24 protein-coding genes and 1 tRNA gene are annotated in these 23,256 nt (G+C 71.5%); 19 read left to right on the top strand and 6 right to left on the bottom strand.

Annotation, left to right across the window (positions count from 1 at the left end; all coding sequences use genetic code 11):
* Positions 1–521 precede the first annotated feature (521 nt).
* Positions 522–2,135 carry an MFS transporter gene (locus tag ACWCRA_RS11070; RefSeq protein WP_451067279.1) on the bottom strand — a complete coding sequence of 538 codons (1,614 nt, stop codon included), beginning with the start codon at positions 2,133–2,135 and terminating at the stop codon, positions 522–524.
* A 160-nt stretch (positions 2,136–2,295) separates the two neighbouring features.
* On the opposite strand from ACWCRA_RS11070, the gene ACWCRA_RS11065 reads away from it, so the two are divergent.
* A complete protein-coding gene (locus tag ACWCRA_RS11065; protein ID WP_351544893.1) occupies positions 2,296–3,024 on the top strand; it encodes a TetR/AcrR family transcriptional regulator in 729 nt (242 codons plus the stop codon).
* Between the two features lie 67 nt (positions 3,025–3,091).
* On the opposite strand, the gene ACWCRA_RS11060 is transcribed toward ACWCRA_RS11065, so the two are convergent.
* Positions 3,092–3,736 (bottom strand): DUF1877 family protein, encoded by a 645-nt coding sequence (locus ACWCRA_RS11060; RefSeq protein WP_451067278.1) that lies wholly within the window; start codon positions 3,734–3,736, stop codon positions 3,092–3,094.
* A 122-nt stretch (positions 3,737–3,858) separates the two neighbouring features.
* Here ACWCRA_RS11060 and ACWCRA_RS11055 point away from each other — a divergent pair, with 122 nt between their 5' ends.
* The 6 genes from ACWCRA_RS11055 to ACWCRA_RS11030 all read left to right on the top strand — a co-directional run bounded on the left by ACWCRA_RS11055 (position 3,859) and on the right by ACWCRA_RS11030 (position 10,676).
* Positions 3,859–4,527: a TetR/AcrR family transcriptional regulator gene (locus ACWCRA_RS11055; RefSeq protein ID WP_451067277.1), complete on the top strand. Its 669-nt coding sequence runs from the start codon at positions 3,859–3,861 to the stop codon at positions 4,525–4,527.
* A gap of 256 nt (positions 4,528–4,783) precedes the next feature.
* Complete coding sequence (locus tag ACWCRA_RS11050; protein WP_351544901.1) at positions 4,784–7,081, top strand: glycosyl hydrolase family 18 protein; 2,298 nt, start codon at positions 4,784–4,786, stop codon at positions 7,079–7,081.
* 170 nt (positions 7,082–7,251) lie between these two features.
* Positions 7,252–7,929, top strand: coding sequence for an HNH endonuclease (locus ACWCRA_RS11045; RefSeq protein ID WP_351544904.1), 678 nt, complete (start codon positions 7,252–7,254; stop codon positions 7,927–7,929).
* A gap of 125 nt (positions 7,930–8,054) precedes the next feature.
* Positions 8,055–8,255 carry a hypothetical protein gene (locus ACWCRA_RS11040; protein ID WP_351544907.1) on the top strand — a complete coding sequence of 67 codons (201 nt, stop codon included), beginning with the start codon at positions 8,055–8,057 and terminating at the stop codon, positions 8,253–8,255.
* A gap of 146 nt (positions 8,256–8,401) precedes the next feature.
* Complete coding sequence (locus ACWCRA_RS11035; RefSeq protein ID WP_351544909.1) at positions 8,402–8,989, top strand: HhH-GPD-type base excision DNA repair protein; 588 nt, start codon at positions 8,402–8,404, stop codon at positions 8,987–8,989.
* Between the two features lie 142 nt (positions 8,990–9,131).
* The gene (locus tag ACWCRA_RS11030; protein ID WP_351544912.1) at positions 9,132–10,676 is read left to right on the top strand and encodes a M28 family metallopeptidase; all 1,545 of its coding nucleotides are present in this window, start codon (positions 9,132–9,134) and stop codon (positions 10,674–10,676) included.
* 55 nt (positions 10,677–10,731) lie between these two features.
* Here the strand turns inward: ACWCRA_RS11030 and ACWCRA_RS11025 are convergent, their stop codons facing one another.
* Positions 10,732–12,291 carry a helicase HerA-like domain-containing protein gene (locus ACWCRA_RS11025; RefSeq protein ID WP_451067276.1) on the bottom strand — a complete coding sequence of 520 codons (1,560 nt, stop codon included), beginning with the start codon at positions 12,289–12,291 and terminating at the stop codon, positions 10,732–10,734.
* 98 nt (positions 12,292–12,389) lie between these two features.
* Between ACWCRA_RS11025 and ACWCRA_RS11020 the strand changes: the two genes are divergently transcribed.
* Entirely contained in the window at positions 12,390–12,686 is a 297-nt protein-coding gene (locus tag ACWCRA_RS11020) for a type II toxin-antitoxin system VapB family antitoxin (protein ID WP_003955420.1), read from the top strand.
* Positions 12,687–12,790: 104 nt separating this feature from the next.
* The gene (locus ACWCRA_RS11015; protein ID WP_351544918.1) at positions 12,791–13,414 is read left to right on the top strand and encodes a LytR C-terminal domain-containing protein; all 624 of its coding nucleotides are present in this window, start codon (positions 12,791–12,793) and stop codon (positions 13,412–13,414) included.
* A 60-nt stretch (positions 13,415–13,474) separates the two neighbouring features.
* On the opposite strand, the gene upp is transcribed toward ACWCRA_RS11015, so the two are convergent.
* Complete coding sequence (gene upp, locus ACWCRA_RS11010) at positions 13,475–14,110, bottom strand: uracil phosphoribosyltransferase (RefSeq protein ID WP_351544921.1); 636 nt, start codon at positions 14,108–14,110, stop codon at positions 13,475–13,477.
* A gap of 85 nt (positions 14,111–14,195) precedes the next feature.
* Between upp and ACWCRA_RS11005 the strand changes: the two genes are divergently transcribed.
* The 8 genes from ACWCRA_RS11005 (at position 14,196) to ACWCRA_RS10970 (ending at position 19,098) form a co-directional block, all read left to right on the top strand.
* A complete protein-coding gene (locus ACWCRA_RS11005) occupies positions 14,196–14,441 on the top strand; it encodes a hypothetical protein (RefSeq protein WP_351544924.1) in 246 nt (81 codons plus the stop codon).
* 171 nt (positions 14,442–14,612) lie between these two features.
* Positions 14,613–15,143 (top strand): tRNA adenosine deaminase-associated protein, encoded by a 531-nt coding sequence (locus ACWCRA_RS11000; protein WP_351544927.1) that lies wholly within the window; start codon positions 14,613–14,615, stop codon positions 15,141–15,143.
* A 56-nt stretch (positions 15,144–15,199) separates the two neighbouring features.
* The gene (tadA, locus tag ACWCRA_RS10995) at positions 15,200–15,655 is read left to right on the top strand and encodes a tRNA adenosine(34) deaminase TadA (RefSeq protein WP_351545158.1); all 456 of its coding nucleotides are present in this window, start codon (positions 15,200–15,202) and stop codon (positions 15,653–15,655) included.
* 10 nt (positions 15,656–15,665) lie between these two features.
* Positions 15,666–15,750, top strand: a tRNA-Ser gene (locus ACWCRA_RS10990).
* 538 nt (positions 15,751–16,288) lie between these two features.
* The gene (locus ACWCRA_RS10985) at positions 16,289–16,453 is read left to right on the top strand and encodes a hypothetical protein (protein ID WP_351544930.1); all 165 of its coding nucleotides are present in this window, start codon (positions 16,289–16,291) and stop codon (positions 16,451–16,453) included.
* A gap of 39 nt (positions 16,454–16,492) precedes the next feature.
* On the top strand, positions 16,493–16,786 hold the full coding sequence (locus tag ACWCRA_RS10980) for a Dabb family protein (RefSeq protein WP_351544933.1): 294 nt from the start codon (positions 16,493–16,495) through the stop codon (positions 16,784–16,786).
* Between the two features lie 204 nt (positions 16,787–16,990).
* The gene (locus tag ACWCRA_RS10975) at positions 16,991–17,974 is read left to right on the top strand and encodes an RNA polymerase sigma factor SigF (protein WP_451067329.1); all 984 of its coding nucleotides are present in this window, start codon (positions 16,991–16,993) and stop codon (positions 17,972–17,974) included.
* Between the two features lie 236 nt (positions 17,975–18,210).
* Entirely contained in the window at positions 18,211–19,098 is an 888-nt protein-coding gene (locus ACWCRA_RS10970) for an RNA polymerase sigma factor SigF (protein WP_351544935.1), read from the top strand.
* Between the two features lie 601 nt (positions 19,099–19,699).
* On the opposite strand, the gene ACWCRA_RS10965 is transcribed toward ACWCRA_RS10970, so the two are convergent.
* The gene (locus ACWCRA_RS10965; RefSeq protein WP_451067275.1) at positions 19,700–19,918 is read right to left on the bottom strand and encodes a hypothetical protein; all 219 of its coding nucleotides are present in this window, start codon (positions 19,916–19,918) and stop codon (positions 19,700–19,702) included.
* 187 nt (positions 19,919–20,105) lie between these two features.
* Between ACWCRA_RS10965 and ACWCRA_RS10960 the strand changes: the two genes are divergently transcribed.
* Positions 20,106–20,558, top strand: coding sequence for a MarR family winged helix-turn-helix transcriptional regulator (locus ACWCRA_RS10960; RefSeq protein ID WP_351544941.1), 453 nt, complete (start codon positions 20,106–20,108; stop codon positions 20,556–20,558).
* A 14-nt stretch (positions 20,559–20,572) separates the two neighbouring features.
* Positions 20,573–22,186 carry an MDR family MFS transporter gene (locus ACWCRA_RS10955; protein ID WP_351544944.1) on the top strand — a complete coding sequence of 538 codons (1,614 nt, stop codon included), beginning with the start codon at positions 20,573–20,575 and terminating at the stop codon, positions 22,184–22,186.
* Positions 22,187–22,354: 168 nt separating this feature from the next.
* Here the strand turns inward: ACWCRA_RS10955 and ACWCRA_RS10950 are convergent, their stop codons facing one another.
* Complete coding sequence (locus ACWCRA_RS10950) at positions 22,355–23,128, bottom strand: TetR/AcrR family transcriptional regulator (protein ID WP_351544947.1); 774 nt, start codon at positions 23,126–23,128, stop codon at positions 22,355–22,357.
* Between the last annotated feature and the right edge of the window lie 128 nt (positions 23,129–23,256).

The following is a 23,256-nucleotide window of genomic DNA, read 5'->3' as shown; positions in this document are numbered from 1 at the left end:
GGCACAAGGCCGGGCACGACGGCCCCGGCGGACACAGCAGGCACACCATGCGCGGCAGACCCGGCGGATGCGGCGGCCCCAGCAGACCCGGCACCGCGCAGTCGGCGCGGCCCAGCCGCACAGCGCGAGGCCGGACACAACGGGCCCTGCGGGCACAGAGGGCACAGCAGGCACAGAGGGCACGGCGGATGCGGCGGACCCGGCGCCCCCGGCGCCGCACAGTCGACGCGGACCCGCGACACGCCGCGAGGGCGGGCACAACGACCCGGGCAGGCACAGCGGATGCGGCACCGACCAGCCGCACGGCGCAAGGCCGGGCCCAGCGGACCCGGCACGCACCGCACCGCGCCCCGAAACCAACGCGGACCCGCCACACGGCACAAGGCCCGCCGGGGCCGGGAGGGCAGGGTGCGCGACCCCGCCCTCCCGGCCCCGGCGGGCCGGCGGCCCATCCGGCGGCTCCCGCGAGCCTTCACCGGCTCCACCCGGCTCCCCGGGCTCCCCGGGGCAGCCCCCGGCCCTCAGCCGGCCGCGGCCCGCTCCCGCTCCCCGGCCTCCCCGGGTCCCCCGGGTCCCCCGGTCTCCCCGGCGCCCCCAGCCGGCGCCGCCCCCTCGCCGGCCGCGCCCCCGCGGTCGCGCATCAGCAGCAGGGCGGCCACCGCGGCGCCGACCACGCCGGCGGCTCCCGCCAGGAAGCTGTGGGACATCGCCGTGGTGAAGGCGGACCGGGCGGTCTCAGCCAGGGCACTGTCCCCCAGGGCCAGGGCCTCGGCGATCGACTCGCGGGCGGCGCCGGAGGCCGAGCCGGACATCTCGGCGCTGTAGGTGCCGGAGAGGACCGCGCCCAGGATCGCCACGCCCAGCGCGGCACCCGCCTGCTGGATGGTGTCGTTGAGCGCCGAGCCGACCCCGGCGTGCTCGGCGGGCACCGCGCCCATCAGCGCACCGATCGTCGCGGGCATCGCCAGTCCGCCGCCGACACCCATCAGCACCATCGCGCCGGTGAGCACCGCGAGCCCGTCACCCGCCGAGAGGGTGGCCAGCACCCCGAACCCGGCGGCGGTGACCACCAGTCCGGCGACCGCCATGAACCGGTTGCCGGTCCGGTTCACCAGCGCCGCGCCGATGGTGTTGAAGACGATGACCGCCACAGCCATCGGGGCGAAGGCGAGACCGGTCTCGGTGGGGGTGTAGCCCAGCACGAACTGGAGGTACTGGGTCAGCACCAGCATCAGCCCGCCGTTGGCGAAGGTCAGCAGCACCAGCGAGAAGCTCGCCCCGGTGAAGACCCGGTCGCGGAAGAGCGAGAGCGGCACCATCGGGTGCGGGGTGCGGGACTCCCAGACGGCGAACCCGGCCAGCGCGGCCACGGCCACGGCCAGCGGGATCAGGGTGGCGGGGTGGCCGATCCCCTGCTGGGGCAGCTCGATGATCGTCCACACCAGCGCGGTCATCCCGGCCATGGAGAGCACCATGCCGACGGGGTCGGCCTTGCGCCACGGCCCCTTGGACTCCGGCATCAGCACCAGCGCGGCGACGATGGCGAGCAGCGCGATCGGAACGTTGATCAGGAAGACCGCGCCCCACCAGAAGTGGGCTATCAGCGCACCGCCGAGCACCGGCCCGCCGACCAGGCCGACCATCGCCACCGCGCTCCAGGCGGCGATCGCCTTGGGCCGCTCGTCCTCGTCGAAGACGGTGATGAGGATGGAGAGGGTGCTCGGCATGACCAGCGCGCCGCCGATCCCCATCAGCACCCGCGCGGCGATCAGTTCGGCGGGGCTGCCGGCGACCGTGGCGACCACGGACGCCGCGCCGAAGAGCGCGAGACCGATGATCATCACTCTCCGCCGGCCGTAGCGGTCGGAGAGGCTTCCCGAGGTCAGCAGCAGTCCGGCGAAGACCAGGATGTACGAGTCGATGATCCACTGGATGTCCTGGCCGGTGGCGTCCAGATCCTCGACGATCGGCGGCACCGCGACGGTGAGCACCATGTTGTCGATGACCAGCACCAGGGTGCTGAGGCAGAGCACCACCAGGATGAGCCAGCGCTTCGGGTCGCGGCGCGTCGCCGCGTACCCCGGGTCCCATGAATCGCGGGACTCGCTCGAACTCGTGGCCTGCGTCGAATCCATCGCTGAACCTCTCGGACGGGGCACGGATGACGGAGTGCGGTACGCCGTGCGCTTCTCCGCACACTGTACGGAGACGGAACGTTGTACGCAAGACCGAACACTGTGCGGAACTGCGTTACGCTGGGCCCCGGCAGTGTCACTCCGGAGAGAGGGAGGCCGTATGCCGGCCGAGGACCAGCCGTTTCCGTCCGTGTGGACCCGTCCGCGGCGACAGCGGCGGGAGCAGCCCGCGCTGAGCCGGGAGCAGATCGTGGCCGAGGCCATCGCCCTGCTGGACGCCGAGGGCGTCGACGCGCTGAGCATGCGGAAGCTGGGCACCCGGCTGAACGCCGGGGCGACGTCGATGTACACGCACGTCGCCAACAAGGACGAACTGATCGAGCTGGTCGTGGACGAGGTCTACGGCGAGATCGAGGTGCCGGGGACGATCGGCCCCGACGGCTGGCGCGCCGCGGTGGCGCACTCCGCGCACAGCATGCGGGCGGCCGTGCTGCGGCACCCGTGGACCGCCTCGGTCCTCGGCGCGTTCGCGGGCGCGTTCCTCGGCCCCCAGCTGCTGCGGGTGTCCGAGCGGATGCTCGCCCTGCTGGAGAGCGCGGGGTTCGGCCCGGAGGAGGCCGACTGCGCGATGGACACGGTCTTCGCCTATGTGCTCGGGACGACGATGAGCGAGGCGGCCTGGCTGACGACGCTGGCCCGCGACGGCCGCGGCGAGGAGGAGTGGCTGGCGGGCATGTGGCCGGCCGCGGAGGCCGCCGTACGGCACCACCCCCGGCTGCGGGCCCGGCACGAGGCGCGGGCGGCGACCGCGCGGCCCGGTCCCGAAGCCGCCTTCGGCCGGGGTCTCGACTGCGTTCTCGACGGTCTGGAGTCCCGGCGCGGCGCCTGAACCGGGCGCCGGACAGCGGGCCGGACGGCGGGCCCGGAGCCGTGACGGGCGCCGCGCCCGGCGCGCGTCATCTGTCGGCGGTGAACAGCACCGCCCGCCCGGCCCCCGCCGCCCGCGCGTGGAAGCGGCGCACCGCCACCAGCCGCTCCCAGAGGTACGGGAAGCACGGCCCGCCGTCCGGCGCCCCCAGCGCGAGATACCGCCGCCACAGCCACCCCCGGTCGAGCGGGGCGAGCGCCCGGGCGGCCTCGGCGACCCGGTCGGGACCGGCCAGGACCGCGAGCCACGGCGCCGCCGGGCCGGTCAGCACCCGCCCGCCGAGCACGGTGTACGCCAGGGGGCCGGGCCCCCCGAGCGCCAGACACCGGTGCAGCGTCCCCCACGCCCGGTCGGTGTCCACCACCCGGCCACCGCCCCGCGCGCACGCGTCGGCGCGGTCGATGTACGCCACCACCGCGCCGTCCCCGGCGCGCTCCAGCCACTCCGCCTCAGCCGCCTCCACCGCGAAGTGCCGGCCCAGTCCGGGCGCGCCGAGCCCCGCGGACCCGAGCCCGCCCCCGCCGGAGGCGACCGATGCGAGCATCCCGAGGGAGAGATCCCGGACGAGCGACGCGGCGCCGCCGGGCGCGGACCGGCGGGGGGAATCGGCGGGCGGACGGCGCTCCGGCGGTCCCGGGGTGGTCGCGGCGAGGTGTCCGGCGGCGCGGGGCATGGGTGGTCCTCCGGGGTCGGTCGGTGCGGCCGGGCCGAGGGGGCCGGAGCACACCTGTACCGTACAGTTCAGTACAGGTGAACTCAACTGTACAGTTCAGTTGGTCGGCTAGGCTCGGCCCCATGACCCCCGACAGCACCGCCCCGCGCCCCCGCGGCGACGGCCCCAGCGGCCCGCGCGCCGAGCGCAAGCGGCAGGCCATCGTCACGGCCGCCCGGGCGCTCTTCCTGCGGGAGGGGTTCGGGGTGGGGATGGACGCCATCGCCGCCGCGGCCCAGGTCTCCAAGGTCACCGTCTACAACCACTTCGGCAGCAAGGAAGCCCTGGTCACCGCCGTGGTCGCGGGGGCGCTCGACGAGCATGTCGACACCGGGGACGATGGCTCGCCGGCCGCGCTGGACCGGCTCGCCGACGCCGACGACCTCCGCGCGGCCCTCGTCGTGGCCGCCCGCGCCTGGGTCCGCGCCGTCCGCGCCGACCACGAGGTCACCACCCTGCGCAACCTCGTCGCCGCCGCGCCCCACCGCTTCCCGGAGCTGGGGCGCGCCTGGCGGCACCAGAGCCCCACCGGCCACCACCCGGCGGTCGCGGGCGCGCTGCGCGAACTCGCCGCACGGGGCCGGCTGGAGATCCCGGACCTGGAGGTGGCGACGCTTCAGCTGTACGCGCTGCTGGTCCACCCCCATGTGGTCTTCGGCCAGTACGGCGCGACCATGGACGACGATCTGACCGAGCGGCTGCTCGTCGGCGGGGTGGACACCTTTCTCAGCCGGTACGCCACCGGCGTCTGACCGCCCCCCTGCCCCGGGGACCCCGCTGCGGGAATCCGGGCCTCCGCCCCCCTTGCGAATTGGTCCGGACCAAGTAGCTTCGAAGGTTGTCATGTACGCCCAAACATGACCGGCCGCCGGCCCACCCCACGCACCACCGGCCGGCACACCGCGCACCGCACCGCGCACCGGCAACCCAGCACAGCGCACCGAACGCACCGAACGCACCGAGCACGGAGTGAGCACGGCCACCGCCCCTACCCCCTCAGGGAGCGCCATGTTCAACCGACGTCACGGAAGACTCCGACCGCGGCAACGGATCGCCGCCCTCCTCGCCGTACTGCTGCTGCCCCTCGCCGCCCTCACCGGCCTGGCCCCCCAGGCCCGGGCGGCGGGCAGCCTCACCGCCACCTTCGCCTCCCAGAACAACGGCTCCTGGTGGAAGGGCACCTTCACCATCCGCAACAGCGCCGCCACCCCCGTCAACGGCTGGACCCTGGCCTTCGACCTCCCCGCCGGGGTCACGCTCAGCGGCCACTACCACGGCGAGGCGAGCGTCAGCGGCTCCCGGGTGACCGTGAAGAACGCCTACTACAACGGGACCGTCCCCGCGAACGGCACCACCGAGCCCTGGAGTTACTGGTTCACCGCCACCGGACCCATCTCCGAGCCCAGGGGCTGCACGGTCAACGGGGACAAGTGCGACGGCACCCCCGACAACCCGCCCGGCGCGCCCGGCACCCCGCGCGCCACCGGCGTCACGGCCCGCACGGTCGCCCTGGCCTGGACCCCGGCGACGGCCGGTGACTACCCGGTCGCCTCCTACGACGTGCTGAGCGGCGGCTCCGTGGTGACCAGCACCGCCACCACCGGCACCACGGTGACCGGCCTGAACCCGGCGGCGGAGTACACCTTCACCGTCCGCGCCAAGGACACCCGGGGCAACACGGGGGCGGCGAGCCCGCCGTTCACCGTGCGGACCGTGGACCCGGCGACCGACCCCGTACCGCCGACGGCCCCGGGCTCACTGCGCTCCACCGGGAAGACCGCCTCCACCGTGAGCCTCGCCTGGAACGCCGCCACCGACAATGTGGCCGTGGCGGCCTATGACGTCTACCGGGCCGCGACCCTGGTCAAGACCGTCACCACCACCAGCGCCACCGTCGACGGCCTCTCCCCGGCCACCGCGTACACCTTCACGGTCAAGGCACGGGACACCGCCGACAACGCCTCCCCCGCCTCCAACGCGCTCTCCGTCACCACCGACGACGTGGCAGGCCCCGGGAAGCACTACAAGGTCGGCTACTTCATCCAGTGGGGCCTGTACGGGCGCCAGTACTTCGTGAAGAACATCGACACCTCCGGCTCCGCCGCGAAGCTGAATGTCATCAACTACGCCTTCGAGAACATCGACCCGGTCAATCTGACCTGCCAGGCCGGGGTCACCAAGGGCGTCTCCGGCAACCCCCAGGACCCGGACGAGGGCACCGGCGCCGGGGACGCCGACGCGGACTACGCCCGCCCGTTCTCGGCCGCGCAGTCGGTCGACGGCGTCGCCGACGACGGCTGGGGCAAGCTGCGGGGCAACTTCAACCAGATCAAGAAGCTCAAGGCCAAGCACCCGCATCTGAAGGTCGTGGTCTCGCTCGGCGGCTGGACCTTCTCGAAGTTCTTCTCGGACGCGGCGGCCACGCCCGCCTCCCGGGAGAAGTTCGTCAAGTCCTGCGTCGATGTGTGGATCAAGGGCAATCTGCCGGTCTACAACGGCGCCGGCGGACCCGGCACCGGTGCCGGGGTCTTCGACGGCATCGACATCGACTGGGAGTGGCCGGGCGCCGAGGGCCACCCGGGCAATCACTGGAAGGCGGCGGACAAGGCCAATCTGACCGCGCTGCTCGCCGAGTTCCGCAAGCAGCTCGACGCGCTGGGCGGCGAGCACCGGCTGCTGACCGCCTTCACCCCCGCCGACCCGGCGAAGATCGAGGCCGGCTGGGACCTGACGAAGATCTTCGACTATCTCGACTTCGCCAATGTCCAGGGGTACGACTTCCACGGCGCGGGCAGCGACAACTCCTGGGAGCCGGCCCGCACCGGCCACCAGGCCAATCTGCACCGGGACGCCCAGGACCCGTACCCCTTCGACTTCAGCGTGGAGCGGGCGGTCAAGGCCTACACCGACGCCGGGGTCAACCCCCGGAAGCTGACCGTCGGCTTCCCCTTCTACGGCAGGGGCTGGAAGGAGGTCGCCCCCGGAGCCGCCGGGGTCAACGGCGAGTGGCAGACGGCGAACGGCGCCGCGCCGGGGCAGTTCGCCGAGGAGGCCGGAATTCGGGGCTATCAGAATATGATCAGCAGCTACCCGAATATGACCGTCCACCATGACGAACAGTCCATTTCCACCTATGGATACACGGGTGCGAATGGAACGTGGTGGAGTTTCGACGACACCTGGTCCATCGGGAAGAAGACCGACTGGATCAAGTCGAAGGGGCTGCTCGGCGCGATGGTCTGGGAACTTTCGGGTGACACCCCGAACGGAACTCTGATGAATTCGCTGCACACGGGTCTCCCGTAGGAGCGCCGGCGGGGCGGTACGGTGCGGTCTGCGCCGTACCGCCCCCAGGTTCCGTGTGCGAAGAGTCCGTGAACCCGGCGGTCATATCAGGCGGATAATCCGCTCGTACGAGTGGAATGGGCGCGCCCCCCATGCAGAAAAGGTCCCGTTGCCCAGTAGGAATTGACGCCATGACCAGAAGAATCGGCATGACCTTGAGCGCACTCGCCCTCGCCCTCGTCCCGCTCCTCACCTCCGCGTCCGCCGGCACCGCCGCCCCGGCGGAGGTCCGCCAGCTGGAGGACGCCATCTCGGTCCTCGTCGAGGCCGAGGCGTACCACGGCGGCCGCGGCGCGGCCGCCTTCCCGCACTGGAACGCCGGCCGGGACGCCACCGACGGCTGCTCCACCCGCCAGGAGGTGCTGCTCGCGGAGGCGGTCGACGAGCCCTCGGTCGGGCCCGGCTGCTCCCTGTCGGGCGGCCGGTGGGTCTCGTACTACGACAACCAGTCGGTCACCAAGCCCGCCAGCGTCACCGTGGACCATGTCGTCCCGCTCGCGGAGGCCTGGGGCTCGGGCGCGTCCGAGTGGACGACGGCCCGCCGGGAGGCCTACGCCAACGACCAGGACGCCCCGGCCACACTGGCGGCGGTGACGGTCCGGTCCCAGAAGGAGAAGGACGGCCAGGACATCACCGACTGGCTGCCGCCGGAGGCCGGCGCCATCTGCCGCTACCTCGGCGACTGGGTCGGCACCAAGCTGCGCTGGGGGCTGACCGCCGACAAGGCGGAGCTGGAGACCCTGAAACTCTTCGCGGACAACTCCTGCGAGACCACGGTGGTGATCTACCACCCCGCTCCCCAGGTATGACCGTTCGGCCGAACGGGTGAATGACCCTCGGTGAGGTTTGAGGCCGTGTCCTGGGAGCCGGTCGGATAGTTATACCGGCCGACAGATACGCGACGAACAGGGATGAACAGGCGGGCGATATCGACATGAAGGCCAAGATCACCCTGACGCTGCTGGGTGCGGCGGTGCTGGCAGCCGTACTCCCCGTCGGCACCGCGGCCGCGGACGAGACCCACACGGACTCGCACAATGGAGTGACGCTGATCTCCATCGGACAGATCGACGACCCGCTGGAGGACGTGCTGGAGCACGCGGCGGTGTTCGGCGAGACCTACGTCTACGACTAGGGCCCCGGCCGCCGGAAGGCCCTCTCCGCCACCGTGGCGGAGGGGGCCTTCCGCGTGCCGGTCCGCCGCGGGCCCCGCGCGGGTCCCCGGGGCGCGCCCCCGGCGGCTCACTGGCGGCGGACCCGACCTCGGGTGATCATCGGAATATGAGTCCCGAGATGCACCTCGCCCAGCAGCCGGAAGCCGATGAGCTGCTCGGCCGCAGCCCGCTCGCCGCGGTCGTCGGGATGCTGCTCGACCAGCAGGTCCCCATGGAGTGGGCGTTCTCCGGCCCGTACACCATCGCCCGGCGCATGGGCCGCGACGATCTCGACGCCGCCGAGATCGCGGCGTACGACCCGGAGGCCTTCGCCGGCCTGCTGAAGGAGAAACCCGCGGTCCACCGCTACCCGGGCAGCATGGCCAAGCGGGTGCAGACGCTCTGCCAGTACCTGGTGGACGAGTACGGCGGCGACCCCCGCGCGGTCTGGACCGGTGTCGACGACGGTACGGAGCTGCTGGCGCGGCTGAAGGCACTGCCCGGGTTCGGGGAGCAGAAGGCCCGGATCTTCCTCGCCCTGCTGGGCAAGCGGTACGGGGTTCGGCCCCGGGGATGGCGCGAGGCGGCGGGCGCCTACGGCGAGAGCGGTTCGTACCGCTCGGCCGCCGACATCACCGGGCCCGAGTCGCTCGCAAAAGTACGCGCTCACAAACAAGAGATGAAAAGAGCGGCAAAAACGGCCAAGGACGGCTGAAATACGGCTGGCCGAATCGGACGTTCCGGGGTTTGGAATGTCGATCTCATGAACTGAGAGGTGAGTTGGGGCACAGGCGTTCCCATAGTGGTCGCGGTCTCGCTAACTTCCCTTCAACTTGTCCACACCGGGAAGGAACTCTGTGAAGGCAACCCGGCGCAGAGCCGTGGCCACCCTGGCCGCCGCCGCACTTGCGACCCCGCTCCTGCTGGCATCCGCCTCCCCCTCCGCCGCCCACCGGGACGATGCCGGTCGGCAGGCGGCGAAACTGGCGAAGAAGCTGGTCTCGAAGGCGTCCGTGCAGGACGCGCACAACCACCTGAAGAAGTTCCAGCAGATAGCCGACTCGGCGGGCGGCAACCGGGCCGCCGGCACCCTCGGGTACGACGCCTCGGCCGCGTATGTCTACCAGCAGCTGAAGAAGTACGGATACAACGTCCGTTACGAGCCCTTCGAGTTCAGCTACACCCAGACGCTCGCGCAGAAGCTCTCCGTGGTCTCGCCGAACGCCAGGGACATCACGATCAACGCGATGACCTACACCAAGTCCACCCCGGTCGGCGGCGTCAAGGCCGATCTGGCGGCGGTACCGGCGGACGCGACCACCGGCTGTGAGGCCACCGACTACGCCTCCGGCACCTTCACCGGGAAGATCGCGCTGATCAAGCGCGGCGGCTGCACCTTCGCCGAGAAGCAGGCCCAGGCGGCCGGCGCGGGCGCGATCGGCGCCATCGTCTACAACAACACCGCCGGTGCGATGGGCGGCACCCTCGGCGACGTGGCCGCGGCCAGGATACCCACCGGCGGAGTCACCCAGGCCGAGGGCGAGAAGCTCCTCGCCGACCTGGCCGGCGGCCCGGTGAACGTCTCCTTCGAGATCCGCCAGCTCCAGGAGAAGCGGATCACCCGGAACGTGATCGCGGAGACCCGCCACGGCAACGCGGCGAACACCGTGATGCTCGGCGCCCACCTGGACTCCGTGGCCGAGGGCCCCGGCATCAACGACAACGGCTCCGGCTCGGCCGGTCTGCTCGAAGTCGCCCAGGAGCTGGCCAAGGCCGAGAACCGTCCGGCCAACAAGGTCCGCTTCGCCTGGTGGGGCGCCGAGGAGAACGGGCTGCTCGGCTCGGAGGCGTATGTCGCGGGCCTCAGCTCCCTCGGCAAGAAGGAGATCAAGCTCTATCTGAACTTCGACATGATCGCCTCGCCGAACTACGGACTCTTCGTCTACGACGGCGACAACTCCGACGGCGTGGGCGCGGGCCCCGGCCCCGAGGGCTCGGCGCAGCTGGAGCGCGACATCAACGAGTTCCTCGACTCGAAGGACACCCCGCACGAGGGCACGGACTTCTCCGGCCGCTCGGACTACGGCCCCTTCATCGAGGTCGGCATCCCCTCGGGCGGCACCTTCACGGGCGCCGAGGGCGTCAAGTCGGCGCAGCAGGCGGCGAAGTTCGGCGGTACGGCCGGGCTGGCGTACGACCCGAACTACCACGCCAAGGGCGATGACATCAAGAACGTCAACCTGACCGCGTTCAAGGTGAACATCGGGGTCATCGCGAACGCCGCGGGCACCTACGCGCACGACATCAGCTCGCTGCGGAAGCCGGTGAACTCGGTTCCGACGGAGCCGGGCACGGGCAGCGGCGGCGGTCTGCACGAGGGCCACGAGGACGTGTTCGAGTAGAGCGCACCCGGCCGCCGGTCCCCCGCCCTCCGGGGTGCGGGGCCGGCGGCCGGCGCTATCTCCGCCGGCGGGTGGTGCCGAAGAGGGAGCGGGTGATCTCCCGCCCGATCTGGGTGCCGACCGAGCGGGCCAGGGAGCGGAAGACCCCGCTGCCCACGACCTGCCGCACCAGGGACCCCTGGCTCGGGGCCGCGGCCCCTTCTCCCTCCTCCCCCTTCCCGTCCTTCCCCTCCTTCCCCTCCCGGTTCTCCCGGTTCTCCCGGTCCTCCCTCCCGCTCAACTTCTCGTAGGCGGACTCGCGGTCCACGGCCTGGGCGTACCGCCCGTACAGCGGCGAGGCCCGCACCGCGGACTCCAGCGCCTCCGCCTCGACCGGCCCCATCAGCGACTGCGGCGCCCGCAGCCGGGTCGCCGCCACCGGGGTCGGGGCGCCCGACTCGCTCAGCACGGTGATCACCGCCTCGCCCGTGCCGAGCGCGGTGAGCACCTCCTCCAGGTCGTACGCCGAGTTCGGGAAGGTCCGCACCGTCGCCTTCAGGGCCTTGTCGTCCTCCGGGGTGAACGCCCGCAGCGCGTGCTGCACCCGGTTGCCGAGCTGCGCCAGCACCTCGGACGGCACATCCCGGGGCGTCTGGGTCACAAAGAACACCCCGACCCCTTTCGAGCGAATCAGCCGCACGGTCTGGGTGATCGACTCCAGAAACGCCGGCGAGGCGCCCGTGAAGAGCAGATGCGCCTCGTCGAGGAAGAAGACCAGCTTCGGCTGGTCCAGATCGCCCGCCTCCGGCAGATCGTGGAAGAGATCCGCCAGCAGCCACATCAGAAACGTCGAGAAGAGCTGCGGCTTGTCCCGCACCGCCGCCAGCTCCAGCACCGAGACCAGACCGCGCCCGTCCGGCGCGGTCCGCAGCAGCTCGCCCGTGTCGAACTCCGGCTCCCCGAAGAACTCCGCCGCGCCCTGCTGCTCGAAGGCGGTGAGCGAACGGAGGATCACCCCGGCGGTGGCGGCGGAGAGTCCGCCGATCCCGGTCAGCTCGGCCCTCCCCTCGTCGGAGACCAGAAAGGCGACCACCGCCCGGAGGTCCTTGAGGTCCAGCAGTTCGAGCCCCTTGGCATCGGCGTAGTGGAAGATCAGCCCGAGCGACTGCTCCTGGGTCCGGTTGAGCTGGAGCACCTTGGAGAGGAGCACGGGCCCGAAGTCGGTCACCGTCGCCCGGATCGGGATGCCCGGGCCGATCCCGCCCAGACTGAAGAACTCCGCCGGGAACCCCTGCGCCACCCACTCCTGTCCGACCTGACCGGCGCGGGCGGCGACCCGGTCGCCGGGGCGGCCGGGGGCGGAGATGCCCGAGACATCGCCCTTGATGTCGGCGAGGAAGACCGGCACCCCGTTCGCCGAGAGCTGTTCGGCGATCAGCTGGAGGGTCTTGGTCTTGCCGGTGCCCGTGGCCCCGGCGACCAGCCCGTGCCGGTTGAGCATCGCCAGCGGAATCCGGATCGGGGCGCCGGGCAGACACCGCCCGTCCCACAGCAGGGCCCCGAGTTCGAGCGCGGGCCCTTCGATGGCGTATCCCGAGGCGATTTCCTGCGCGGGCGGCGGCATGCTCTCGGACATGAAGGACCCCTGATTCTCCGTATCTGAGGAGTTTTGCCCAGGATCGCACTCGGTCGCCGAGGCTGCGCCCGGAGGTGCTCGCCCGGTAGGCTTTCCGTGTGATCTTCAAGCGCATCGGAAACGGACGGCCTTATCCCGACCATGGCCGGGAAAGCACCCGGCAGTGGGCTGATGTGGCGCCGCGCCCGGTCCGTCTCGATCAGCTGGTGACCACCAAGGGCCAGCTCGATCTGGAGACGCTGCTCGCCGAGGACTCCACCTTCTACGGCGACCTCTTCGCGCATGTCGTGAAGTGGCAGGGCGACCTCTATCTGGAGGACGGCCTGCACCGCGCGGTGCGCGCGGCGCTCCAGCAGCGCCAGGTGCTGCACGCGCGCGTTCTCGAACTGGGCTGAGCAGGTCCTTCGACTGACCCTTTCGGGCTCATTCGGGGACCGTACGGGCGCAATCGATTGATCATCTTGTAGGCACGACCCCCGGGCCGCACTACGCTGCGCCCATGAGCATGCTGACTCCTCCCGGCATGGGCGGAAAGTACCGCGTCACGGGCGACACGTACCCGCGGATGCGACGCCCACGCAAGCGCCGCAGAATCGTGACGGCGCTGATCGCCGCGACGGTCGCGCTGGGGCTGGCCGGCTGGGGAACGGTGCAGCTCATCGATGTCTTCACCGGCGACGAGAAGAAGGCGTCCGCGGCCCGCGCCGCGGACTGCAAGCCGGCCCCGAAGACCTCGGCGGCGCCACCCGTGAAGCTCGGCCCCCGGCAGGTGACGGTGAACGTCTACAACGCCACCCCGCGCGGAGGGCTGGCGAAGGCGGCGGCGGAGGAGCTGAAGAAGCGCGGGTTCACCATCGGGAAGGTGGGGAACGCGCCGGCGGCCTACGACAAGAAGGTGAAGGGCGCGGGGCTGCTGCTGGGCGCGCCGACGTCGGCGAAGGGCCCGTTCCTGGTCCTGGGCACCCAGGTGAAGGGCGCCACGACCAAGACGGACACCCGCAGGACGAAGGATGTGGATCTGATCCTCGGGTCGGCCTTCACCACCCTCTCCCCCAAGCCCGCGGCGGACCGCGCCCTCACCACCCTGGTGAACCCGCCCCCGCCGGTCAAGCGCAAATGCTGAGCCGCCCTCCCCCGCGCGGCGCGGGGGAGGGCGGGGAGGGGCGGTCCGAGCCGGAGGCCGCTACTCCGCGGTGCCGTACATCCGGTCCCCCGCGTCCCCGAGCCCGGGCACGATGTACCCCTGCTCGTTCAGCCTCTCGTCCACGGCCGCCGTCACCACCGTCACCGGCGCGCCGGCCAACTCCCGCTCCATGACCTCGACCCCTTCCGGCGCCGCCAGCAGCACCACGGCCGTCACATCGTCCGCCCCGCGCTTGATCAGCTCGCGGATCGCCGCGACCAGCGTCCCCCCGGTCGCCAGCATCGGGTCCAGGACGTACACCTGGCGCCCGGACAGATCCTCCGGCATCCGCGTCGCGTAGGTCGACGCCTCCAGCGTCTCCTCGTTGCGGATCATCCCGAGGAAGCCGACCTCCGCGGTCGGCAGCAGCCGCACCATCCCGTCGAGCATCCCGAGCCCGGCGCGCAGGATCGGCACCACCAGCGGGCGCGGGTGCGACAGCTTCACCCCGGTCGTACGGACCACCGGGGTGTCGATGTCCACCTGCTCGGTGCGCACATCCCTGGTCGCCTCGTAGGCGAGGAGTGTGACCAGTTCGTCGGCGAGCCGCCGGAAGGTCGGGGAGTCGGTGCGCCGGTCGCGCAGTGTGGTGAGTTTGTGCGCCACCAGCGGGTGGTCGACGACATGGATCCGCATGCCGTCAACAGTAGCCCGGCTCGCATCAAGGCAGCCTCTGGAGGGAAGGTGGAGGCAGACGTCCAGCCGTGGGGTGGTGTGCCCGATGCCGGAACCCGAGCATCCCGAACAGGAGCGCGAGCAGGCGCAACGCGCCGTGGAGCGCGCCCGGGAAAGCCCAGGGGCGCAGAGCGCGCAGGAGAGTGAGGACGAGGCGGAGCGCCGCAGGCGCCGCGCCCATTTCCTCCGAGAGCTGAACGAGGCCAAGGCCCTCCGGGACCGCGTCCAGCCCCGGCGGGCACGGGCGGCGCGCATGCGCCAGCAGATGCGTATGCGCACCTTCCGCTGGTAGCCGTTCCCCCGATCGGCGGTTCCACGAGAAACCACCGGCTGAGAACTGATGGCCGACGCAACGACGGAAGACCTCTCGCAAAGCCCGGGTTTCTGCCACGATTCCGAGTGGGCGACGCACGCATCAGCGCGCCGCCCAGTCGTCACACCTCTGATCAGTGGGAGAGTCACGGTGTACTTCGCCGCACTGCTCGCGCGCACTCATGACGGGTGGGAAGCGAGCGACACAGAGCTCGACGATGTGGAGACCCTGTCGGATCTGGCGGACCTGGCCCGCGAGGCCTCGCTCGACGAGGACACGGTGCTCCTCTTCATCGAGCAGGAGGACTCCTGGTTCGGGATCGTCCGGGTGGAGGGCGAGGAGGACCCTCGTATCTTCGTCTCGGACGCGGCGGCAGCCGCCCGCTCCTCCTACGGGGAGATCCTCACCAATGAACTGCTCGGCCGGGACGATGGCGACCCCGCCGACGAACTGGACGCACTCGACCTCGACGGTACGGAGGACGGCGAGCCGCCGGCGGACGACGCCGACGACGACCCGGACCCCACCGCCGACTCGGTACCCGCGGCGCCGCTCGGCGACCGCGACATCCTCGCCGACCTCGGCCTCTCGCAGAAGGAGCTGCTGACACTGGACACGGACGCGCTGCTGGAGATCGCGGACGCCGTGGGCGCCGCCGATGTGCTGGAGACCGCTCGCTAGTGACCGAGGCACCATCCGGGGCGGGCGATCCCGTACGGGACCCGTGGGAGGCGTCGATGCGCCTCGCTCTGGCGGAGGCCGGGCGGGCGGCGCTGTCCGGCGATGTGCCGGTCGGCGCCGTCGTGCTCGACCGGTCCGGCGCCCTCCTCGCCACCGGCCACAACGAACGCGAACTGACCGGCGACCCCACCGGGCACGCCGAGGTCCTGGCGATCCGCCGGGCCGCCGAGCGGCTCGGCGGCTGGCGCCTGACCGGCTGCACCCTGGTGGTGACGCTGGAGCCGTGCACGATGTGCGCGGGAGCGATCACCCAGTCCCGGCTGGACCGGGTGGTCTACGGCGCCCGCGACGAGAAGGCCGGCGCGGCGGGCTCCCTCTGGGACGTCGTACGGGACCGCCGCCTCAACCACCGCCCCGAGGTCGTCCAGGGAGTCCTGGAACGGGAGTGCGCGGAGCAGCTCACCGCGTTCTTCCGGGATACGGATTTCAGAGCACGGCCCACCTTGGGCTAAGCTCTCTCCCGGTAGCGTGTCCGAGCGGCCGAAGGAGCTCGCCTCGAAAGCGAGTGTGGGGAAACTCACCGAGGGTTCAAATCCCTCCGCTACCGCTCTTGATGAAGGGCCCCGGTGCGTCGCACCGGGGCCCTTCCTGCTGCCCGAGGCCCTTGCCACTGCCCGGGACCGGGACTCTTCCCGTCCGGGGACGGGGCTTCTCCCGCCGCCCGGGGCCGGGCTCCTCATCGGCCCGGGCGCGCGCCGGGCCCATGAGGAAGCCCCGGCCACCGGGGTGGCCGGGGCTTCTTCGCGCCGGGTCGGGGGAAGCGGAATCGGGGGAGGCCGCTCCCCCCGGTGAGGGAGACCGGTCCGCCGGCCCGGGTGCCGCAGTCGGGGGAACGTGCGGCGGGGTGGGCCGCGCGGGGCGGGGCCGGTCTCCGGGGCCCGCCGGCATTCCTGCCAGATCCCTGCGGGCCGTCTCCATCGTCCGCCCCCGCGACCGCGCACCCCGACGGCAAACGGCCCGCATCTCCGGGCCCTTGGTCCTTAAAGGCTCGGTTAGACTTCCGCGACTCTCCAACGATCACCGAGAGATCACGGGTCCACAGGTCCCAGGGGAGCCACACGGGATCATCGGGGAGGACGAGGCACATGGCCCAGGCGAGGACGATCGCTCTCTACATCCTGATCATCTTTGTGCTGTACACGATCATCAATTCCCCGGAGAAGGCCGCCGACCTGGTCCAGATAGGGTTCGAGGGCATATCGAGCGCCGCCAACAGCGTCGGCGACTTCATGACCGAGCTGGTCAACTAGACCCGGCGGGCCCCGGCCGCCCCCGGTGAGGAGCCCCCTGTGATCCGTCATCTGGTCCTCTTCAAGCTCCACGAGGGCGTCTCGCGCGACGAGCCCCGGGTGATCGCCGGGGCGAGGGCCTTCCAGGAGCTGGACGGTCTCGTGCCCGGGCTGGAGTTCTGGGAGTGCGGCTGGAACATCAGCGACCGGCCCATCGCCCATGACTTCGCGATCAACTCCGCCGTGGCCGATCAGGACGCGCTGAAGCGCTATATCGAGCATCCGGCCCATCAGGCGGCGGCCGGACAGTGGCGGGAGTTCGCCAGCTGGGTGATCGCCGACTACGAGTTCTGACCCCCGGACCCCGCGCTCCCCCTTCCCGTACAGCGTCCGGCACGGCCCCTTGCCCCTGCGGCAAGGGGCTTTTTGAGGTTTGAACCCCAACTTGCCTTCAACACGGTGTTATCTGGTGCTTGCACACAGTGGACATGTCTTGTGATGCTATGACCGCTTTTGATTGATGAGTTGACCGTAGATGACCGCAAAGGGGTGGCGTACGTGCCGGCCAGTACCGCGCCTGAAGCGCTGCCCCAGAACGAACGCACGGACGATCCCCCGGCCGCGGTGCCCGGCGGGCCGGGGAAGCCCGGCGGCGACCCGCCGGACGACACCCCCGGCGGGGCCGGCACCGGCGTACTCACCGACCCGGACGTTCTCACCGACACCGGCGCCCCCGACCCTCTCGACCCCGCCGCCGGCCCCCCTCTCCGCCCCGGCGGCCGAGGCGCCGACACCCGCGCCCTCACCCAGGTGCTCTTCGGCGAGCTGAAGCATCTGGAGCCCGGCACCCCGGAGCACACCCGGGTGCGCGGGGCGCTGATCGAGGCGAATCTGCCCCTGGTGCGGTACGCGGCGGCCCGCTTCCGCAGCCGCAACGAGCCGATGGAGGACGTGGTCCAGGTCGGCACCATCGGCCTGATCAACGCCATCGACCGCTTCGACCCGGACCGGGGGGTCCAGTTCCCCACCTTCGCGATGCCCACGGTCGTCGGCGAGATCAAACGATACTTCCGCGACAATGTGCGCACCGTGCACGTCCCCCGGCGGCTGCACGAGCTGTGGGTCCAGGTCAATGGGGCGACCGAGGACCTGACCACCGCCCACGGCCGGCTCCCGACCACCGCCGAGATCGCCGAGCGGCTCAAGATCGGCGAGGACGAGGTGCTCGCCTGCATCGAGGCCGGGCGCTCGTACCACGCCACCTCGCTGGAGGCCGCCCAGGAGGGCGACGGGCTGCCGGGGCTGCTCGACCGGCTCGGTTACGAGGACCCCGCGCTGGCGGGCGTCGAGCACCGGGACCTCGTACGCCATCTGCTCGTGCAGCTGCCCGAGCGGGAGCAGCGGATTCTGATGCTCCGTTACTACAGCAATCTGACGCAGTCGCAGATCAGCCAGGAACTCGGCGTCTCACAGATGCATGTGTCAAGGCTCCTTGCCCGCAGCTTCGCCCGATTGCGATCCGCAAACAGGATCGAAGCGTAGCTGGAACGGGTATACCCCATCTGATTGTTTTTGCACGGGCCCAACCCCCGCGCACCCCCTGCTTCCTGCGATGATCCCCTCAAGAAGTGTCGACAAATCTCTTCGGCGTGTTGCCGACATGTGACATTCTGCCGGTGACGCGTTTGCCGCAGCCTTGTGACCGGTATTTCAGGTGCAGGCTGCGTTCCTCCGTTGGTCGCGGCCACCGCGACCGTACGCGACCTCAAGGGGGTGGCATGTCCGTAGAACAGGGCAGCTCGAAGGTGCTCACGCTCACGCCCGTACCGAGCGCACCCGCACCTGTCACACCTGACAGCTCGGAGGCCATCGACACCCGCACTCTCTCCCGTTCGCTGTTCCTGCGGCTGCGCGCGCTGGACGCCGCGAACACCGCGCAGGCTGCGGAGACCGGCGAGAGCGTCGACAGCCCGGAGCGCACCTATGTGCGCGACACTCTGATCGAGCTGAATCTTCCGCTGGTGCGCTATGCGGCAGCCCGCTTCCGCAGCCGCAACGAGCCGATGGAGGACATCGTCCAGGTCGGCACCATCGGCCTGATCAAGGCGATCGACCGTTTCGACTGCGAACGGGGCGTGGAGTTCCCGACGTTCGCGATGCCGACCGTCGTGGGCGAGATCAAGCGGTTCTTCCGCGACACCTCGTGGTCGGTGCGGGTGCCGCGCCGCCTCCAGGAGCTGCGGCTCGCGCTCACCAAGGCCAGCGACGAGCTGGCGCAGCGGCTGGACCGCTCGCCGACCGTTCCCGAACTCGCCGCCGTGCTGGGCGTGTCCGAGGAGGAGGTCGTGGACGGCCTCGCCGTGGGCAACGCCTACACCGCCTCCTCGCTGGACTCCCCGTCCCCCGAGGACGACGGAGGCGAGGGCTCCCTCGCCGACCGCCTGGGTTACGAGGACACGGCGCTGGAGGGCGTGGAGTACCGCGAGTCCCTCAAGCCGCTGCTGGCCAAACTCCCGCCCAGGGAGCGCCAGATCATCATGCTGCGATTCTTCGCCAATATGACGCAGTCACAGATCGGCGAGGAGGTCGGCATCTCCCAGATGCATGTCTCCCGGCTGCTGACCCGGACCCTCGCCCAGCTCCGGGACGGACTGATCGCGGACTGATCGCGGGTCGACCGCCCGTCCGGCGCTTCTTGTTGACGGCCCATCGGCTCCCTGGCCGGAGGCCACAGCGGTGGCGGCGCTCTGCCCGAGCGGGGCGCTGACCGCGTACGGAAGCGGTGCTCGGGACGGGCGCGCGGCGGTGGGCGCGGAAGGCCGGGGAGCCGGCGGCGCACCCACGGCCGTACCGCCGAGCGGCGCGCGGTCGCGCCGGTGTGCCGCTGGACGTTCAAACCCGGCCCGGCGCCACGCCACGGCCGCGCACAGCCATGCCTGTGCCTGTGCCTGTGCCTGTGGCAGTCGAGGGCACCCGCCCCGTCCGCACGGCACGGGGCAGACGGGCGGGTACGCGAAGGTGAGGCCGGGGCTCCGCACCACCGGTGCCGCACAGGTGACTTCGGGGACGGCCCCATCCGTACGCACCTCATCGGCGCGCACCCGGGCCGGCCGGCCGGCCGGCCGGCGGCCGAGATCCCACCGGTCCCCCGCCCCGCGCCGATCGCCGCCGGATCACCGCCGGATCGGCGCGGACCGAGTCGTACACCGTCCGCGTCGCCGCCCGGCACTCCCGCCGGACCCCGCGCGGACTGTCGCGCGGGTGTGGTTACGCCAGGGCGAGCCAGGCCACCGCGCCGAGGACCGCGACCACCGCGATGACGGCGATGATCACGCCTGCCTTGGGTCCCGACTGCGCGGCGGTGGCCTGACGGCGGCCCTGGGGAGCGCCCTCGTCGACGAACGCGCGGAACATCTGGGTACTGCCGGAAGGGTCGTTGTTGCCCTGGGGGTTCTGGCCCTGGGGCGCATGGGGGTTGTGTGCCATGGGGCACGACCCTAGCGAACCCGGGTGCGGCGCCCAACCCCGGGCACGGCCCACCGGGCGCGCCCCGGCTCCGGTCTCGGGGGCTTTGGCCTTCCTTTACCACCATCGCCCGCCTTTTCGTTTGCCTTCAGCAACCAACTGAATCTATGGTTGCCCTAAGCAACAACAGGATGGGGAGGGCTCGGCCATGGCCGCACAGAGTCAGTACGCGGAACTGGCCCGACAGATCAGCGCCATCAGCGGCATCCGGCGCACCCTCGCCCGCCGGCTGCCCGTCGAGTGCCCCTCCGGCGCCGCCGCCGTGCTCGCCCTCCTCGCCCGCCACGGCGAGATGCGGATGAGCCGGCTCGCCGATCTGCTCGCCATCGACATGTCGGTGACCAGCAGACATGTGGCCCATGTCGTCGAACGCGGCTGGGTCGAGCGGGCCTTGGACCCCGAGGACCGGCGCTCCCGTCTGCTGCGGCTCACCCCGGCGGGCCGGGACATGATCGCCGAACTGCACCGGCGCACCTCGGAGGTCTTCGCCCGCAATCTCCACGACTGGTCCGACGACGACGTCGGCCGGCTCATCACCATGCTCGACCGGCTGCGCGACTCCTTCGGGGACTGCCGCACGCTCCCCGAGGACCAACGATAGGAGAAGGACCACCCATGGCGACCACCACGCCCACCGGTGTGCGCGGCGACGGCCTGGCCGGGCCATCCCCCGAGGCCGGCGACGCCCCCATGACCCACCGGCAGATCATGAAGGCGCTGTCCGGGCTGCTGCTCGGCATGTTCGTCGCCATCCTGTCGTCCACCATCGTCTCCAACGCCCTGCCCCGGATCATCGGCGACCTCGGCGGCGGTCAGAGCGCCTACACCTGGGTGGTCACATCGGCGCTGTTGTCGATGACGGCGACCACCCCGCTGTGGGGCAAGCTCGCGGATCTCTTCAGCAAGAAGCTGCTGGTGCAGATAGCCCTGCTGATCTATGTGGCGGGGTCGGTGGTGGCGGGGCTCGCGCAGAGCACCGGGATGCTGATCGCCTGCCGGGTGGTCCAGGGGATCGGGGTCGGCGGTCTCACCGCCCTCGCGCAGGTGATCATGGCGGCGATGATCTCGCCCCGGGAGCGCGGCCGTTACAGCGGCTATCTCGGGGCCACCTTCGCGGTCGCGACGGTCGGCGGACCGCTGCTGGGCGGGGTGATCACGGACACCGAGTGGCTCGGCTGGCGCTGGTGCTTCTATGTCGGAGTGCCGTTCGCGCTGCTCGCGCTGGTGGTGCTCCAGAAGACGCTGAAGCTGCCGGTGGTCAGGAGGCGGGTCAGGGTCGACTGGACGGGCGCGCTGCTGATCAGCGCGGCGGTGTCGCTGCTGCTGGTGTGGGTGACCTTCGCCGGGGACAGCTACGCGTGGGCGTCCTGGCAGACCCTCGCCCTGGTCGGCGGGGCGGTCGCGCTCGGCGCGGGCTTCCTGGTCACCGAGGCGCGGGCGAGCGACCCGATCATTCCGCTGCGGCTGTTCCGGAACCGGACCATCACCCTGGCGTCGGTGGCCTCGCTCTTCGTCGGTGTCGCGATGTTCGCGGGCACGGTCTTCTTCAGCCAGTACTTCCAGCTGGCGCGGGGGCTGTCCCCGACGATGTCCGGGGTGATGACGATCCCGATGATCGCGGGGCTCTTCCTCTCCTCCACGGCCTCCGGTCTGATCATCACCAGGACGGGACGCTGGAAGGCCTGGCTGGTCGTCGGCGGCGCGCTGACGACGGCGGGTCTCGCGCTGCTGGGGGTCATCCGGCACGACACCCCGGTCTGGTACCTCGCCTCGTCCATGGCGGTCCTGGGGCTCGGGCTCGGCATGATGATGCAGAACCTGGTGCTCTGCACCCAGAACCAGGTCGCGCCCGAGGACCTGGGCGCCGCCTCGTCCGTCGTGGTCTTCTTCCGCTCCCTCGGCGGCGCCATCGGCGTCTCCGCGCTGGGCGCGGTGCTGGGGACCCGTGTCGGCCACTATGTCGAGGACGGCATGGCGAGGCTCGGCCCGGAGGCCGCCGCCCTGGGCGACGGAGGCGCCGCCGGGGGCGGCATCCCCGATCTGGCGGCGCTGCCGGAGCCGGTGCGCGCGGTGATGGAGAGCGCGTACGGGAACGGGGTGGCGGATGTCTTCCTCTACTCGGCGCCCTTCGCGCTGGTGGCGTGTGTGGTGACGGTCTTCATCCGGGAGGTCGCGCTCAGGGGCGACGCGGTACGGGAGAAGGCGTCGCCGGCCGGTCGCTCCGCCTAGGTCGTCTCTTCCGGATCTTGCCGGGCACGCGGGACCCCGCACCACGGCGATCCGCACCACGCGGGGCCCGCACCCACGCGGGACCCCGCGCCTCACTCTGCGGCGGCGCGGCGGGGCGGGGCGGGGCCGGGGGGCGGCGGGGCGGGGCCGGGGCGGGGCGGGGGCCCCCTACCTGCGAGCCACCATCGCCTCGATCCCCGCCACCAGCAGATCCAGCGCGTACCCGAAGTCCCGCTCCCGGCTCTCCTCCACCGTGTCCCCGCCCCGCGCGTCCATGATCTCCTCGGAGCTGCTGAGATAGTCCCCCAGCGCCGGATCGGCGGTCACACTCCCCATCGCCTCGCGGTAGTACTCGTCCTGCGTCAGCCCCGCCGAATCGCAGCGCGCGATGAAGTGCCCCTCGATCGTGCCGAACCCGTACACGAACTGAAACACCGCCGACAGCCCGCCCAACTGCCCGTGCGACGGCAGCCCGGTGTTCCGCATCACCTGCTGCGCCGCGAGCGAGAACCTCAGCGAGTTCGGGCCGATGTTGAGGAAGGACCCCACCAGCGGCGAGACCCAGGGGTGCCGCACCAGCATCGTGCGGTACTCCGTCGCCAGCGCGCGGAGCTGCTCCCGCCACCGCCCCGCCTCGCTCTCACCCGTCTCCGGCAGCGAGATCGAGCCGAAGGCCGCGTCCAGCGCCAGTTCCAGCAGGTCGTCCTTGGTGTCGACGTACCAGTAGACGGACATCGCGGTGACATCCAGCTCCGCCGCCAGCCGCCGCATCGAGAACTTGGCGGCGCCCTCGGCGTCCAGCAGCCGCACCGTCGCCTCGACGATCCTCTCGCGGTCCAGCCCGGCGGCCTGGGCCGGCGACCTGCGGACCCGGCCGGTCCGGTCCTCCAGCCACACACTGGTCCGGGCGGGACCCTTCACACGGTCGGCCGCACTCACCATCGCGCACCCTCCTCAGCGGTAGCCCCTCGGGCAGACGGACAGACGGACAGACCGTCGTCCGGCCGGACGACCGACCGGATGCGCCGGCGTCCGGCGGAGCCGGCACTCCGGTCGCGTCCGTCCGTCCG

It is taken from the genome of Streptomyces sp. NPDC001889, from assembly GCF_053594535.1.
This window is presented reverse-complemented; position numbering and strand designations above follow the sequence as displayed.